The sequence below is a fragment of the Psychrobacter sp. 1U2 genome (assembly GCF_051847575.1).
The window spans coordinates 60,092-74,823 of the sequence record NZ_JBPYDC010000011.1; the positions used below are offsets into that span (position 1 = coordinate 60,092).

The window sequence follows — 14,732 nt, forward strand, 5'->3', positions numbered from 1 at the left end:
ATGAAAAAAGCATTAATTACCGGTGTAACCGGTCAAGATGGCAGTTATTTAGCTGAGTTTTTATTGGAAAAAGGCTATGAAGTGCATGGTATTAAGCGCCGTGCCTCATCTTTTAACACCCAACGAGTAGATCATATTTTCCAAGATCCTCATGAGCAGAATAAAAACTTTCATCTACATTATGGCGATCTCACTGACAGCTCTAACTTAACTCGTATCTTATCTGAGATACAGCCGGATGAGGTTTATAACCTTGGAGCACAGAGTCATGTAGCAGTCAGCTTTGAAGCGCCTGAATACACAGCAGACGTAGATGGCATGGGTACATTGCGCTTACTAGAGGCCATTCGCTTTTTGGGATTAGAGAAAAAGACTAAATTCTATCAAGCCAGTACCTCTGAGCTATATGGTTTAGTACAAGAAGTACCTCAAAGTGAGACAACACCGTTTCACCCACGATCTCCATATGCAGTGGCGAAAATTTATGCCTACTGGATCACTGTGAATTATCGTGAAGCTTATGGTATGTACGCTTGTAATGGTATTTTGTTCAACCATGAATCTCCACGTCGCGGTGAGACTTTTGTCACTCGCAAGATTACTCGTGGACTGGCCAATATCGCTCAAGGTCTAGATAGCTGCCTATATATGGGTAATATTGACGCCTTACGTGACTGGGGACATGCCAAAGACTACGTACGCATGCAGTGGATGATGCTACAGCAAGACGTTGCAGAAGACTTCGTCATTGCAACGGGTGTGCAGCATAGCGTAAGAGAGTTTATTAACTGGTCAGCAGCTGAACTTGGTATCATCTTGAGGTTTGAAGGTGAAGGCGTCGATGAAGTTGGTATCGTCACTGAAATCACAGGTGATCATGCACCAGCCGTTAATGTAGGTGATGTAATTCTGAGGATTGATCCAAGATACTTCCGCCCCGCTGAAGTAGAGACCTTGCTTGGTGATCCAAGTAAAGCTAAGAAAAAGCTTGGCTGGACCCCAGAGATTACCGTACAAGAAATGTGTGCAGAAATGGTACAAGAAGACCTAAAAGCTGCCAAACGTCATGCATTACTCAAGCAACATAACTATGATGTTCCGATGTCGCAAGAATAATAAGAGTAAATGATATGAAGATTTTATTGACGGGCGGCTCAGGAATGGTTGGGCGTAATATTCAAGATTATGCCCAACTGTATAGAGATGACGAGATTTTACACCCTAGTAGTCATGAGTTGAACCTACTTGATTTTGAGTCAGTTAAAGCGTATCTCAAAAAACATCAACCAGACTTTGTCATCCATGCTGCGGGTACGGTAGGTGGTATTCAGGCCAATATTAATAACCCTATTAAGTTCTTAGTCGATAACTTAGATATGGGTAGAAATATAGTTATGGCGGCTAAAGAAGCGGGTATTAAGAAACTGCTAAATTTAGGCAGTTCATGTATGTATCCACGGTCAGCGCCCAATCCTCTTCGTGAAGAGCAGATTTTGACCAATACTTTAGAGCCGACCAATGAAGGATATGCGCTGGCCAAAATAGTAACGGCTAAGCTTTGCAACTACTGCTCACAGGAGACAGATGGTGCATTGCAATATAAGACGCTGATACCATGCAATCTGTATGGCAAGTACGATAAGTTTGATGGGGTCAAATCACATATGATTCCAGCGGCACTGTATAAACTACATCAGGCTAAGACTCAGAGTGATACAGACGTTCAAATATGGGGTGATGGTACTGCAAGGCGTGAGTTCATGTACGCCGAAGATTTAGCAGATGCTGTTTTTTATGCTATTGATAATTTTGAACGTATGCCTGATATGTTAAATATTGGTCTTGGTCATGATTTTAGTATCAACGAGTATTATAGCGCTATTGCAAAGGTAATAGGCTTTAATGGAAGTTTCGTTCACGATATAACCAAACCAGTAGGTATGAAGCAAAAGTTAGTCAGTACAGAAAAACTAGAAGAGTTTGGCTGGACTCATAAGTACTCACTCGAAGATGGGCTGAAAAAGACTTATCAATATTATTTGGAGAGCAATTAAATGGCTAACTATTCATTAGCAAGTAGCACTTGGGACGAAAAAGAGTTAGCGGCGATTCAAAGTGTTATAGATTCTGATATGTACTCTATGAATAAGTACGTGGCGCAATACGAAAAAGACTTTGCTTCGTTTTTTGGTTCGAAATATGCAGTTATGACCAGTTCGGGTTCAACAGCTAATCTACTTATGATAGCGGCGCTGTTTTTCAAAAAAGACAATCCCTTAAAGCGTGGGGATGAGATTATTGTACCAGCTGTATCATGGTCAACAACTTATTTTCCTCTACAGCAATATGGTTTAAAAGTAAAATTTGTAGATATCGATCTTGATACTTTAAATATAGACTTAGACCAGCTTGAAGCTGCTATCACTGATAAAACCCGAGCGATATTGGCTGTCAATTTACTAGGTAATCCTAATGATTTTGCGAAGATCAAATCTTTAACTTCTGGTAAAGACATTGTTTTATTAGAAGACAATTGCGAATCTATGGGCGCGACTTTTGAAGATCAGCAAGCTGGTACGTTTGGCTTAATGGGAACTTATAGCTCATTTTTTTCTCATCATATCGCCACTATGGAAGGCGGCTGCGTGGTTACAGATGATGAAGAAATTTATCATATTTTATTATGTATTCGCGCTCATGGTTGGACGCGCAACCTACCCAAAGAGAATAGCCTTACTGGTACTAAATCAGATGATCCATTTGAAGAGTCATTTAAGTTTGTGCTACCAGGTTATAACGTTCGCCCACTAGAGATGAGCGGCGCAATTGGGATAGAACAACTAAAAAAATTGCCAAAATTTATAGAGCAGCGCCGGAAAAATGCTGAATATTTCATTTCTTTATTCGCTAATCATCCGGATTTCCTGATTCAAAAAGAAATTGGTAACAGTAGCTGGTTTGGGTTCTCTTTTATTATTCGTCAGAATTCTAATATTACTCGCAAAGAAGTAGTTAAGAAGTTAGTAGATAATGGTATTGAGTGCCGTCCAATCGTTACCGGAAACTTCTTAAAAAATAAAGAAGTGCTAGATTATTTTGATTACGAAGTATCAGGAAAGGTAGACAATGCTGAATATTTAGACAAACATGGTTTGTTTGTCGGCAATCATCAGATTGATTTAACTGAGCAGTTGGATCTTCTATACAGAGTGCTAAGCTAATTGGCACTCACAGACCTTATATACTCAAACTACAAGCATTAAGCCCACTATGTTAAGTGATACTACATTTCAAACTGTCATCAAAAACACGCCTTTAGTATCCATTGATTTGGTTATCAAGGATAAACTTGGGCGTGTTTTATTGGGCAAAAGAAATAATCGTCCAGCTCAAGGCTATTGGTTTGTACCGGGTGGACGGGTACGTAAAAATGAAAGTTTATATCAAGCGTTTAAACGACTCACAGATGCTGAGCTTAATGAAAAAATCTCAATAGATGATGCAAGTTTTTTAGGTGTATACGAGCATCTTTATGAAGATAGCGTGTTTGGTAGCAAGGTATCAACGCACTATATCGTCTTAGGGTATCAGCTGACTATAGATCTGGATTTCGTTATGCTTCCTGCGGATCAGCATCATAAATATGATTGGTTTGAGATAAACGATTTACTTGATAATAATAATGTGCATAAAAATACCAAAGCTTACTTTAAACGCTTATAAACTTTTTCACATCGATTTAGGAATAATATTATGATTTTACCGATAATCATGGCAGGGGGAACGGGAAGTCGCCTGTGGCCATTGTCACGTGAGCTATTTCCTAAGCAGTTTCAAAAGCTATATGGCGATACTACCATGTTGCAGGCGACTATCTTACGGTTGCAAGGTCTTGATTGTCTACCTCCAGTGGTTATCTGTAATGAGGAGCATCGATTTATTGTTGCTGAACAGCTGCGCCAGATTGGTCATTTAGACCATAATATTATCCTTGAGCCAGTGGGGAAAAATACTGCCCCAGCCATTGCCTTAGCCGCAATTTATGCGTCTAAGTACAAAGACAACGCTGAACTGCTGATACTAGCCGCTGATCATGTTGTACTGGATGAAGAGGCTTTTCGTATGGCAGTAGCACAAGCGAAGTCTTATGTGCAGCAAGATAAGTTGGTGACTTTTGGTATTGTGCCGCATTCTCCCGAAACTGGTTATGGTTATATCAAATATGATGCTACAGATAGCGAAGCAGGATCTAAGGTTCAAGAGTTTGTTGAAAAGCCTGATTTAGAGACCGCACAGGCTTACCTTGATAGTGGCAACTATCTATGGAATAGCGGTATGTTTGCCTTTAAAGCTCAAAATTATTTGGATGAGTTAAAGTGTCATCGTCCAGATATCTTTGACGCTTGTCATAAAGCTATGAGTAACGTTGATATTGATTTAGACTTTATGCGTATCGATAAAGACAGCTTTTTTGAGTGTCCTGCTGAGTCTATTGATTATGCGGTTATGGAGAGAACCACTGAAGCTGTCGTGATTGCCATGGATGCAGGCTGGAGCGATGTAGGGGCATGGTCATCTTTATGGGATGTTTCTGATAAAGATCAAGACGATAACGTGATTGTCGGCGATGTTATGACAGTCGATAGCCATAATAACTATATATTCGCTGAGACAGGATTGGTAGCTACTGTTGGCGTCGATAACATGATTGTGGTTCAAACCAAAGATGCCGTTATGGTAGCTGCTAAAGACAAATCACAAGACGTCAAAAATATCGTCAATCGGCTAAAATCTGCTAAGCGTCAGGAATATAGCACCCATCGGGAAGTATACCGCCCTTGGGGAAAATACGACTCTATTGATAACGGTCATCGTTATCAGGTGAAATGTATAACTGTTAAACCTGATGAAAAGCTGTCTGTGCAAATGCATCATCATCGCGCTGAGCATTGGATTGTGGTATCTGGAACAGCAAAAGTTATCATTGATGGTCACGAAAAATTAGTAACTGAAAACGAGTCTGTGTATATCCCACTAGGGGCAACGCATTGTTTAGAAAATCCGGGTAAAGTAGATCTTGAGATGATAGAAGTACAAGTTGGCTCATATTTGGGTGAAGATGACATTGTACGGTTTGAAGATCGTTATGGTAGAGCATAAAGTTTAAAAATAGTTAAACGTATACAATCAAACAGCACACAAGGCTTCCAATGAAAATAACCATCGTAGGCACAGGGTACGTCGGTCTATCAAATGCTGTGTTATTGGCACAGCAGCATACCGTCACTGCATTAGATATCGATCAAGATAAAATCAATAAAATCAATCAGCGTCAGTCACCGATCGATGACAAAGAAATAGAAAACTTTCTAGCTCGTAAGGAGCTATACCTAACAGCGACCACAGATAAAGTACAGGCTTATACCGATGCGGACTATATACTGATAGCCACCCCGACCAACTATGATACAGATACCAACTGTTTTGATACCAGTAGTGTCGAGGCAGTTATCAACGACGTATTGGCAGTCAATCCCAATGCCCTGATCATCATCAAATCTACCATCCCTGTTGGCTTCACCAAACGTACTAAAAAGCAGCTTGGTATCGAGAACTTATTATTCGCTCCCGAGTTTTTACGCGAGGGCAAAGCCTTATACGACAACCTATACCCCTCACGCATCATCGTCGGTGAGCAGTCAGAGAGGGCAGAAGTATTTGCTAAGATGGTGGCTGAGTGCGCGGTCAAAGAAAATATTGATATATTACTCACCAATAGCGCCGAAGCTGAAGCGATCAAACTGTTTGCCAATACGTATCTGGCACTTCGCGTCTCCTATTTCAATGAGTTAGACACATATGCCCTTGTACACGGATTAAATACAGAGCAGATTATCAAAGGGATTTGTTTAGACCCACGAGTTGGTGACTTTTATAATAATCCCTCCTTTGGTTATGGCGGTTATTGTCTGCCAAAAGACACGCAGCAGCTATTGGCCAATTATAAGAATGTACCACAGAATTTAATAAAAGCTGTCGTACAGTCAAACAATACCCGTAAAGAATTTATTGCCAATGACATCATATCGAGTAACCCAAAGGTCGTTGGTATTTATCGCCTGATTATGAAAGCAGGCTCTGATAACTTCCGTGCTTCAGCGATTCAAGGTATCATCAAGCATTTAAAAAAGCTGGGTACTAGGGTCATTATCTATGAGCCTAAGTGTGATGATGATGAGTTCTTAGCGTGTGAGGTCATCAACGATCTTAATGAGTTTAAAACTAAGTCTGACGTGATCGTTGCCAACCGTATCTCAAAGGAGCTAGAAGACAGTTTGGACAAAATATATACCAGAGACTTGTCAGGCTCAGATTATTAATTAGGCCTTTATTTGAAATACTTTTCATATATTAGAAACAGACAGTTTACTCAGGCTTTAGCAGCGTTAAAGCCTAGGCAGCGCTATATCACTGCTAAGCGGCGTTGGTATGCAGCACGTTTAGGCTTGTATCGTACTGTTTTAAAATATTCGTCATGGTTATCAGTAAAGACACCGCGTCATACAGTGGTATCTACTATTGCCACTATTAAGCGTAAAAACTTAACGGATGAGAAAGCCAAAAGCCATATAGAAAATATCTTGTATCATAAACGATATCGTCAATTCCATCATGAATTCATTAAAGAGACGATATCACTTTACCCTGAAGTGATATTTAATTTTTTGAAAGCGCAGAAAAAAAAGTCAGGTACGTTAGATAGCGCCTATTATCAAGGTCTATATATTGCGCTTTTACAGCAGCATGACCCACTAAGTACTTATATTGATCATTATTTAAGTGATTTTTTGGCATATCCAGTAGATGCTGAGTATGTAGATAAAAGCTGTCTTTACAGTAATATCGCCCTCCATACACCATTGGCGAAGCTTGTCAATTTAAATCAAATATTTACTCGCCATCAGCTGCATCAAATAGAGCTGTCTGATGAGCAGCAGCAATTCACGGTGACCAATCTAAACGCAGTAGAAGAGCTGAACGAGCAGACAAAGTCTCAAGGTCATAATCAGCAGCACAAAGTGACCGTTATCGTTACTACCTATAATGCTAGAGAGACAATTGAGAGCTGTATTCATAGTTTGCTGATGCAGACGTGGCGTAACTTAGAAGTAATAGTAGTCGATGATGCCAGTACTGATGATACCTTACTGCGTTTAAGGTCTTTGAACAGTCGCTATAAAGGTTTAACGGTCATTGCATTACCAAAAAATGTAGGAACCTTTGCTGCCAAAAGTATCGGTGCACAGTATGCGACAGGTGAATTTTTGACCTGTCAGGATTCTGACGATTGGGCGCATCCACAAAAAATAGCAGAGCAAGTGCAGCCCCTGATAGAAGACGCTAGTATCATTGCGACGACATCACATTGGTTGCGATTAGATCATGATGGTCAGTATTATATTCGTCAATTATACCCTTTCATGCGCCAAAACCCCGCATCGCCACTGTTTCGATTAGCAAAAGTAAAAAAAGAGATTGGTTTATGGCACATCGTGCGTACTGGGGCGGATAGTGAGTTTTTTGAGCGTTTAAAGTTAGTCTTTGGCAGTGATAAAATAATAGTCGTCAAAAAACCGTTGACCATCGCCAGTCATCGTCCCAACTCCCTAATGACCTCAGAGCAATTCGGTATCTATAATCGTACAGCAGCGTTGGCTCGTTTAGACTATTGGGAAGCATGGCGACTATGGCATATAGACACACTCTATCAAAAATCTCGCTTAGTTATGCCTAGCATTCAGCAACAAGCAAAGGCGACACAAACTTTGTTTTCTGGAATACCAGATAGCATTCAAGTAGATATGCTGAGCTTAAAAGAAAGCTTGGCCACACATACAGTATTGAGTAAGCTTTGATGTGAACTCTAGATAAAGCTCTTTATTAAATACTAACGATAAATATTAAGCCAATAGGATTTTTGAGGTATGAAAAACATCACCCACGCCGTTATCCCCGTCGCAGGCTTTGGTACCCGTATGCTGCCACTGTCAAAATCCGTGCCCAAAGAGCTGCTGCCACTGGGCAATCGCCCCGCCATCCATTATGTGGTAGCAGAAGCGATCGCTGCTGGTATCAAGCACATTGTACTGGTCGGCCATGCACAAAAAGGCGCGATTGAAAACTACTTCGATATCAATGCTGAGCTCGATAATCAGCTTAGAGCGAAAGGTAAAGATGAGCTCGCAGATAGTCTCAACTGGCTACCAGAGGATGTGACGGTATCGATGATCCGTCAGGGCAAGCCATTAGGACTGGGACATGCGGTATTGGCAGCGCGTCCTATCATCGGCGCGAATGACTTTGCGGTAATGCTACCAGATGTGGTATTAGATCCATATACCACAGATATGGCAACGGATAACTTGGCCTTTATGATTGATAAATTTGCCAATGATGGTCATTCGCAGATATTGGTAGAGACAGTGGCGGATAGTGACGTGCATAAATATGGCATCGCCCAATTGCATGAAGCGTCTAACGGTGACAGTGGCAGCAATAGCAACGAAAATGTGAATACCAGCTTTAAAGTGGCGGGCTTTGTAGAAAAGCCCAGTTTAGCAGAGGCACCTTCACGCTTAGCAGTAGTGGGTCGCTACGTGTTTAGCAATCACATCTTTGACTATCTGGCCAATACCAAAGCCTCAGTCGGCGGTGAGATTCAGCTGACCGATGCTATTGATGCCTTGATTAGCGAATATGGCGTCAATGTGACCACCATGCGCGGCGATAGCTATGATGCCGGCGATATGCGCTCGTATATGCAGGCATTTATCTACTTTGCCGAGCAGCAGTTAGCGAGTGGTGAAAATAGTGAGTAGAACTATTGTAGGCTGGGTTTTTAACCCAGCATTTTAATTTTGTAAAGTCTCAAAGCTGGGTTAAAAACCCAGCCTACGCCAATAACCTTAGACAGTTGATAGCGGAGTGATCAGTACAAGATAAAGTTTATTCCAATAGCACTGTATTTATTTCAAAGTGGATTAACGTTATGCACAATAACACCTATCACAGCGCTCGCCACTCTGAGTACTGGCAGCGGTTGCAAACACTGGCGGCGCAGCCGTGGTCGCTGGCGCAGCTGTTTGCGCAGGACGATGAGCGTACCACCCGCTTTAGTCGCCAGGCGGGTGCGCTATATATGGACTATAGCAAGCAGTGTATCGATGACACCGTATTAGCCAACCTATTGAGCCTTGCCGATAGCTGTGAGTTGTCTGCCCGTATTCAAGCGCTGCTGCAAGGGGCGATGGTCAATACCAGTGAGCAGCGTGCCGCCTTACATACCGCGCTACGTCTGCCAGAGACTGCCGAGCTACAAGTAGGCGCGCAAGACGTGGTTGCCGATGTGCATCATAGTCTAGCAAGAGTGGCGCGACTGTCCGAACGTGTGCGCAATGGTACTTGGCGTGGGTTTTCTGGGCAAGCCATCACTGACGTGGTCAATATCGGCGTCGGTGGTTCTGATCTGGGGCCACTAATGGCGACCACCGCCCTTGATGAGTGGGCAGATACCGACATCGAAGTGCATTTCGTCTCTAACATGGACGGCACTCAGCTGGATAACCTGCTCAAGCACCTAAATCCTGAAAACACCTTATTTATCATCTCTTCTAAGTCTTTTGGTACGGTCGATACTTTATCCAATGCCAAGACCGCATTGTCATGGCTGCTAGCCACTGCCAAGCTGCGTGCGGGTACCGAAGGCAGTGTCTTACGTCGGCACTTTATCGGTATCTCCGCTAATAGTACGAAGATGACCGCTTGGGGCATTCACCCTGAGCATCAGTTGCAGCTCTGGGAGTGGGTTGGCGGTCGCTTCTCCTTATGGTCAGCGATTGGGCTAGCGATTGCCGTTCGTATTGGTATGTCGCAGTTTCGTGAGTTACTCGCTGGCGCCCATAGCATGGATCAGCACTTTGCTACGGCGGAATTTAAAGATAACTTACCGGTGCTACTAGGACTGCTAGCGGTTTGGAATAGTACCTTTTTACAGATACATGCGCATACTGTACTGCCCTACGATGGTCGGCTTGAGTATTTGCCCAGTTATTTGACTCAGCTGGAGATGGAGAGTAACGGTAAGTCGGTGACTCATGACGGTAGCCATATTGACTATAACACTTGTCCGATTCTATGGGGCGAGATCGGCTCCAATGCGCAGCACGCTTTTTATCAATTGCTGCATCAGGGCACGCAGCATGTGTCTTGCGACTTTATTGCCTGTGTGCGCCACTATAGTGATGAGGCGCAAAACACCTCGCTGCAGCATCAGCATGAGCTGTCCTTATCTAATTGTTTGGCGCAAAGCCGAGTATTAGCGTTTGGTAATGCCGCTATTGGAGAGGTAACTGCCGATAACCCTGCAACTGACATGAGTACAGCGGACAAATATAAGCATTATCGCGGTAATCAGCCGTCTACGACCTTACTGCTCGATCAGCTGACCCCGCACAGTTTAGGCGAGTTGATTGCGCTATACGAGCATAAAGTCTATGTTATGGCCAGCATTTGGGACGTCAATCCTTTTGATCAATGGGGCGTTGAGATGGGTAAACAGATGGCTGAAACTGTCTATCAGGCTATGCAGCAGGACAGCGTTGCGCCTTTTGATAGCTCCACCAATCAGCTACTTAAACATATCAAGCAGTTATTTGCATAATGATAACAAGGCAAAGTAAAGAGATGAGATTTCACTTTACTGCTAATATAACGATAACTAAAGGAATGCTATGAGCTTTAAGTCTGCTGTTAATACTACTAATAACAATGCGTTGAACACCAAGTCGTCTGAGGTCTGCGTGATCATCGGCCATAGTATCGAAGCCATTACTAGCGCGGTAGTGTTAGCGAGTCTCGATTATAGGGTGCACATTTATGCTGATTTAGACTTGTTAGAGCAACAAGTTGAGCAGTATAGCTTTGAGCGCCATTTACAAGCATTATGGCAGCTATATGGACAGCAGCAGCAAATCGTTAAATATGCATTACCGGCTAGTTTGGATGGGCTGATCCAAAGTTATGAAAGCGCAGATAGCCAGTCTGAAGACGGGCAAAAATCTAAATACTTACAAGCGAGCTGCTATTGGTTGTTTTTAGAGAATATCAAACCCGTTTGGACAGATGATAATTGGGTAACGGCCTTTAATCATAGTCATCAACAGACTATTCCCATTATTATGAGTGGCATCGAAAAGCTCGGTCATATCGCCAAGTTAGCAGACAGCTTGCAGCGCGCTTGGGTCTATTACGTGCCGTTTGTGTTTTTGCAAGATGGCGAGGCCTATAGCTCAATGCTTACGCCATCGCTTTGGCTATTGGGTGAAAAAACGCCTAACAGTGGTCATCAGCTAACCGTGCTGCAGCCGTTACTACAACACGCCCGCGCTTATCATCACGCCGATATCGCTACCATCGAGTTTGCGCGTAGTAGTATTATGGCGATGCTGGCGACAAGAGTGAGCTTTATGAATGAGCTATCACGCTTGGCGGACAGTCAGCAGGTCGATATCGGGCAAGTCAGCCGTATCATGGGGTTAGACGCGCGGGTAGGCAGTAGCTATCTGCAGGCAGGTTGGGGCTTTGGCGGTCATACGCTACCGACTGAGCTTGACAAGCTACAGCAATCGTCTGAAGACAACAGCGTCAATATGCCGTTATTGCAATCGGTGCTACATATTAATAATGACCAAAAAGAGCTGATTTTCCGCAAGTTTTGGCAGCATTTTGATGGCTTTATCGATAATAAGACCGTGCTGATTTGGGGCGGTAGCTATAAGTCAGGCTCAGGGCGCACTACAGGCTCGGCGATCCATCCGCTATTAGCGCTATTGTGGTCTTATAATATAACCACCTTAGTCTATAGTGATAAAGCCAAAAGCTCGCTTGCTAAACACTACGGGCAGCAGCCACTATTACAACTGCTGGATAGCCCTTATGAGCAGCTAGATAAGGCGCAGGCGATTTTTATTATCAGCCTCTCGCCGCAGCATCAGCTAGACATAGCGCAGCTTAATCATTCCGCTATGCCTATCTTTGATGCGCAAAACGCTTTATCCCGTTCGCAGATCGATCAGTTAGTAGGGTCTTATGTCGGTATTGGGCGTGGTAAATAAGTTATTAAGCTGGCATCGCCCCTTGCGCCGCTAGCCAGTCCTCAATCTCCTTGACCTTAGTGTTAAGTAAAGCTTCATCACCGCGAGTCTCTACATTCAGCCTGATCAGTGGCTCAGTATTAGAAGCCCGCAGGTTAAAACGCCACGCGCCAAAGTCGAGACTCAGTCCATCAAGGGTTGATTTACTCGGTTGCTCATCAGCGAATCTACTCTCTATATCGTTAATAATCGTCGCTGCGTCATGAGCGGTTAAGCGAAAATTTAGCTCTCCTGAGCTTGGGTAAGCGCTGATATAACCGTCGACTAATTCTGATAGACTTTTACCCGTGATCGATAATAACTCAATGGTCAACAGCCACGGAATCATACCGCTATCACAATAAAAGAAATCACGGAAATAGTGATGCGCGGACATCTCGCCGCCATAGACTGCGCCTGACTCACGCATGACTTGCTTGATAAAGGAGTGTCCTGATTTACTAATCACTGCTTTGCCACCGAGATCGGTAATCACCGCTTCGGTGTTATAAATGACGCGCGGATCATAAACGATGGACTCGCTTGGGTATTTATTGAGAAAGGCTTGCGCGAGCATACCGACGACGTAACTGCCATCGACAAACTCACCGGTCTCATCAAATAAAAAACAGCGGTCAAAATCGCCGTCAAAGGCAATGCCCAAATTGGCATTACTGTCGAGCACCGCTTGCCGAGTGGATTCTCTGTTAGCCAGTATCATAGGATTCGGGATACCATTAGGAAAGCTGCCGTCAGGCTTGTGGTGTAGTTTGACAACCTCAATAGGGGCGTCAGCTTGCACTAATTTATCAACCAATAAATCAACCACTGGACCGGCGCTACCATTGCCTGAGTTGATAACGATTTTTAATGGTTTAAGCTTTTCAATATCGATAAAGCTAAACACATGCTCGATATAAGCGCTTTTATCAGTCTTTAGCTGTAACTGACCTTTTTTATTAACTTCTAAAAACTCACCCGATTCAGCGAGCGCTTGAATTTCAGCTAGACCGTCATCCGCACTGATTGGTTTTGAGTGCTCTTTAACTAGCTTTAGGCCATTATAATTAATCGGATTATGACTCGCAGTCACTTCGATACCGCCCAAAGCTTGATAATGACTGGTGGCAAAATAGACCTCTTCGGTGCCGGTCATACCTAAATCGATGACCTCGATACCGGCGTCGATAATGCCGGCGATAGCCGCTTGTTTAAGCTCGTTGCTTGAATGCCGGATATCGCTACCGATGACGACAGCTTTTCTTAACATTTTTAATTCGGTGTCATTATCGATACGCTGCGATAAGATTTGCGCAAAAGCGCGGCCGATACGGTAAGCAATCGCTTCATCGAGAGTCACACCAAGCTCACCGCGAATATCATAGGCTTTAAACGAGTCGATAGTGATAGGATCGAAAGTTGTGGTTTTTGGGTCATAGCTAGCAGCATTAAGGGACATAAAACAGATATTCCTAGGCTTGAGGGTTAAAGGCATTGGTATTTATAAGTTAGTATTCAATGATACACTAACTGATAAACCGCTATAAGCGTTAAACGATATAAATAAGAGTGATTATTTCGATGACTGCCAATGATAATTCAGAAGTAAATAAAGATCAGACTAAAGTTCTACCACCTGAGCCTGTAAAAGGCACACCCGATGCCACCGGCGAATTAAGCGACTTACTCGCTTTGATGGCGCGACTGCGGGCCGATTGTCCTTGGGATAAAAAGCAGACCAATCATAGCCTGATCCCTTATGCTATCGAGGAGGCTTATGAGCTCGGCGAAGCGGTACAAAGTGATGACGATGAGGATATCAAAGGCGAGCTTGGCGATGTGTTATTGCAAGTGATTTTTCATTGTCAGCTCTATGCTGAGCAAGGCCGTTTTGATCTCAGCGATGTCATAACGACTTTGCAACAAAAACTGATTCGCCGGCATCCGCATGTATTTGAGACCGAGAGCCTCAAAGATGAGGCAGCGGTAAAAGCGCGTTGGGATGAGATAAAGGCTGAGGAACGTCAGGCCGATGAAGCTCGCGGCAAACCGCGTCGACGTTTGGATGCGACTAAGGCTGGCAGTGCGCTGATGCAAGCGCAATCGGTACAAAGCCAAGCGTCAAAGTTAGGCTTTGATTGGCAAGGGGTCGAAGGCGCTTTTGAGAAATTAGAAGAAGAGATTGACGAATTAAAGGTTGAGATTAGGGATAAATCTAAAGCACAGATAAAAGCCAATATCAGTGATATCGAAAAAGAGCTTGGCGATTGTGTATTTGCCTTAGTCAATGTCGCGCGTAAGCTGAACTTAGATGCAGAAGCGGCGACCCTGACTTGCGTACATAAATTTAAATCGCGCTTTGGCTATATCGAAGATCAGCTGCAAGCTAGCGGTAAAGCCATAGAAGATAGCGATATAGGCGAGATGGATGCACTTTGGGAGTCTGCCAAACAGCATGAACGCGCTTTATAAGCTTATCAATAATCGAGTTTTTATAGATGCTAAAGAAGGTTTAGGTTTTTTACTTGGCTTCCTTTTGCT

At 43.4% G+C, this 14,732-nt stretch carries 12 protein-coding genes; 11 read left to right on the top strand and 1 reads right to left on the bottom strand.

Annotated features, from left to right (window positions below; all coding sequences use genetic code 11):
• The 10 genes from gmd to ACS8FD_RS07230 all read left to right on the top strand — a co-directional run bounded on the left by gmd (position 1) and on the right by ACS8FD_RS07230 (position 12,173).
• The gene (gene gmd / locus ACS8FD_RS07185; protein ID WP_439275154.1) at positions 1–1,116 is read left to right on the top strand and encodes a GDP-mannose 4,6-dehydratase; all 1,116 of its coding nucleotides are present in this window, start codon (positions 1–3) and stop codon (positions 1,114–1,116) included.
• A gap of 14 nt (positions 1,117–1,130) precedes the next feature.
• A complete protein-coding gene (locus tag ACS8FD_RS07190; RefSeq protein ID WP_439275155.1) occupies positions 1,131–2,054 on the top strand; it encodes a GDP-L-fucose synthase family protein in 924 nt (307 codons plus the stop codon).
• Positions 2,055–3,221, top strand: coding sequence for a DegT/DnrJ/EryC1/StrS family aminotransferase (locus tag ACS8FD_RS07195; protein ID WP_439275156.1), 1,167 nt, complete (start codon positions 2,055–2,057; stop codon positions 3,219–3,221).
• A 49-nt stretch (positions 3,222–3,270) separates the two neighbouring features.
• The gene (locus ACS8FD_RS07200; protein WP_439275157.1) at positions 3,271–3,723 is read left to right on the top strand and encodes a GDP-mannose mannosyl hydrolase; all 453 of its coding nucleotides are present in this window, start codon (positions 3,271–3,273) and stop codon (positions 3,721–3,723) included.
• Positions 3,724–3,753: 30 nt separating this feature from the next.
• A complete protein-coding gene (locus ACS8FD_RS07205; RefSeq protein ID WP_439275158.1) occupies positions 3,754–5,160 on the top strand; it encodes a mannose-1-phosphate guanylyltransferase/mannose-6-phosphate isomerase in 1,407 nt (468 codons plus the stop codon).
• Positions 5,161–5,210: 50 nt separating this feature from the next.
• Positions 5,211–6,380 (top strand): nucleotide sugar dehydrogenase, encoded by a 1,170-nt coding sequence (locus ACS8FD_RS07210; protein ID WP_439275159.1) that lies wholly within the window; start codon positions 5,211–5,213, stop codon positions 6,378–6,380.
• 12 nt (positions 6,381–6,392) lie between these two features.
• The gene (locus tag ACS8FD_RS07215) at positions 6,393–7,916 is read left to right on the top strand and encodes a glycosyltransferase family 2 protein (protein WP_439275160.1); all 1,524 of its coding nucleotides are present in this window, start codon (positions 6,393–6,395) and stop codon (positions 7,914–7,916) included.
• Between the two features lie 69 nt (positions 7,917–7,985).
• Positions 7,986–8,879, top strand: a complete 894-nt coding sequence (locus tag ACS8FD_RS07220) for a UTP--glucose-1-phosphate uridylyltransferase (RefSeq protein WP_439275161.1) — start codon at positions 7,986–7,988, stop codon at positions 8,877–8,879.
• A gap of 170 nt (positions 8,880–9,049) precedes the next feature.
• On the top strand, positions 9,050–10,720 hold the full coding sequence (gene pgi / locus ACS8FD_RS07225) for a glucose-6-phosphate isomerase (protein WP_439275162.1): 1,671 nt from the start codon (positions 9,050–9,052) through the stop codon (positions 10,718–10,720).
• Between the two features lie 70 nt (positions 10,721–10,790).
• Positions 10,791–12,173, top strand: a complete 1,383-nt coding sequence (locus ACS8FD_RS07230) for a UDP-glucose/GDP-mannose dehydrogenase family protein (protein ID WP_439275163.1) — start codon at positions 10,791–10,793, stop codon at positions 12,171–12,173.
• Between the two features lie 4 nt (positions 12,174–12,177).
• Here the strand turns inward: ACS8FD_RS07230 and ACS8FD_RS07235 are convergent, their stop codons facing one another.
• Entirely contained in the window at positions 12,178–13,650 is a 1,473-nt protein-coding gene (locus tag ACS8FD_RS07235; RefSeq protein WP_439275164.1) for a phosphohexomutase domain-containing protein, read from the bottom strand.
• A 122-nt stretch (positions 13,651–13,772) separates the two neighbouring features.
• Here ACS8FD_RS07235 and mazG point away from each other — a divergent pair, with 122 nt between their 5' ends.
• Positions 13,773–14,663, top strand: a complete 891-nt coding sequence (gene mazG / locus ACS8FD_RS07240; RefSeq protein ID WP_439275165.1) for a nucleoside triphosphate pyrophosphohydrolase — start codon at positions 13,773–13,775, stop codon at positions 14,661–14,663.
• Positions 14,664–14,732 lie beyond the last annotated feature (69 nt).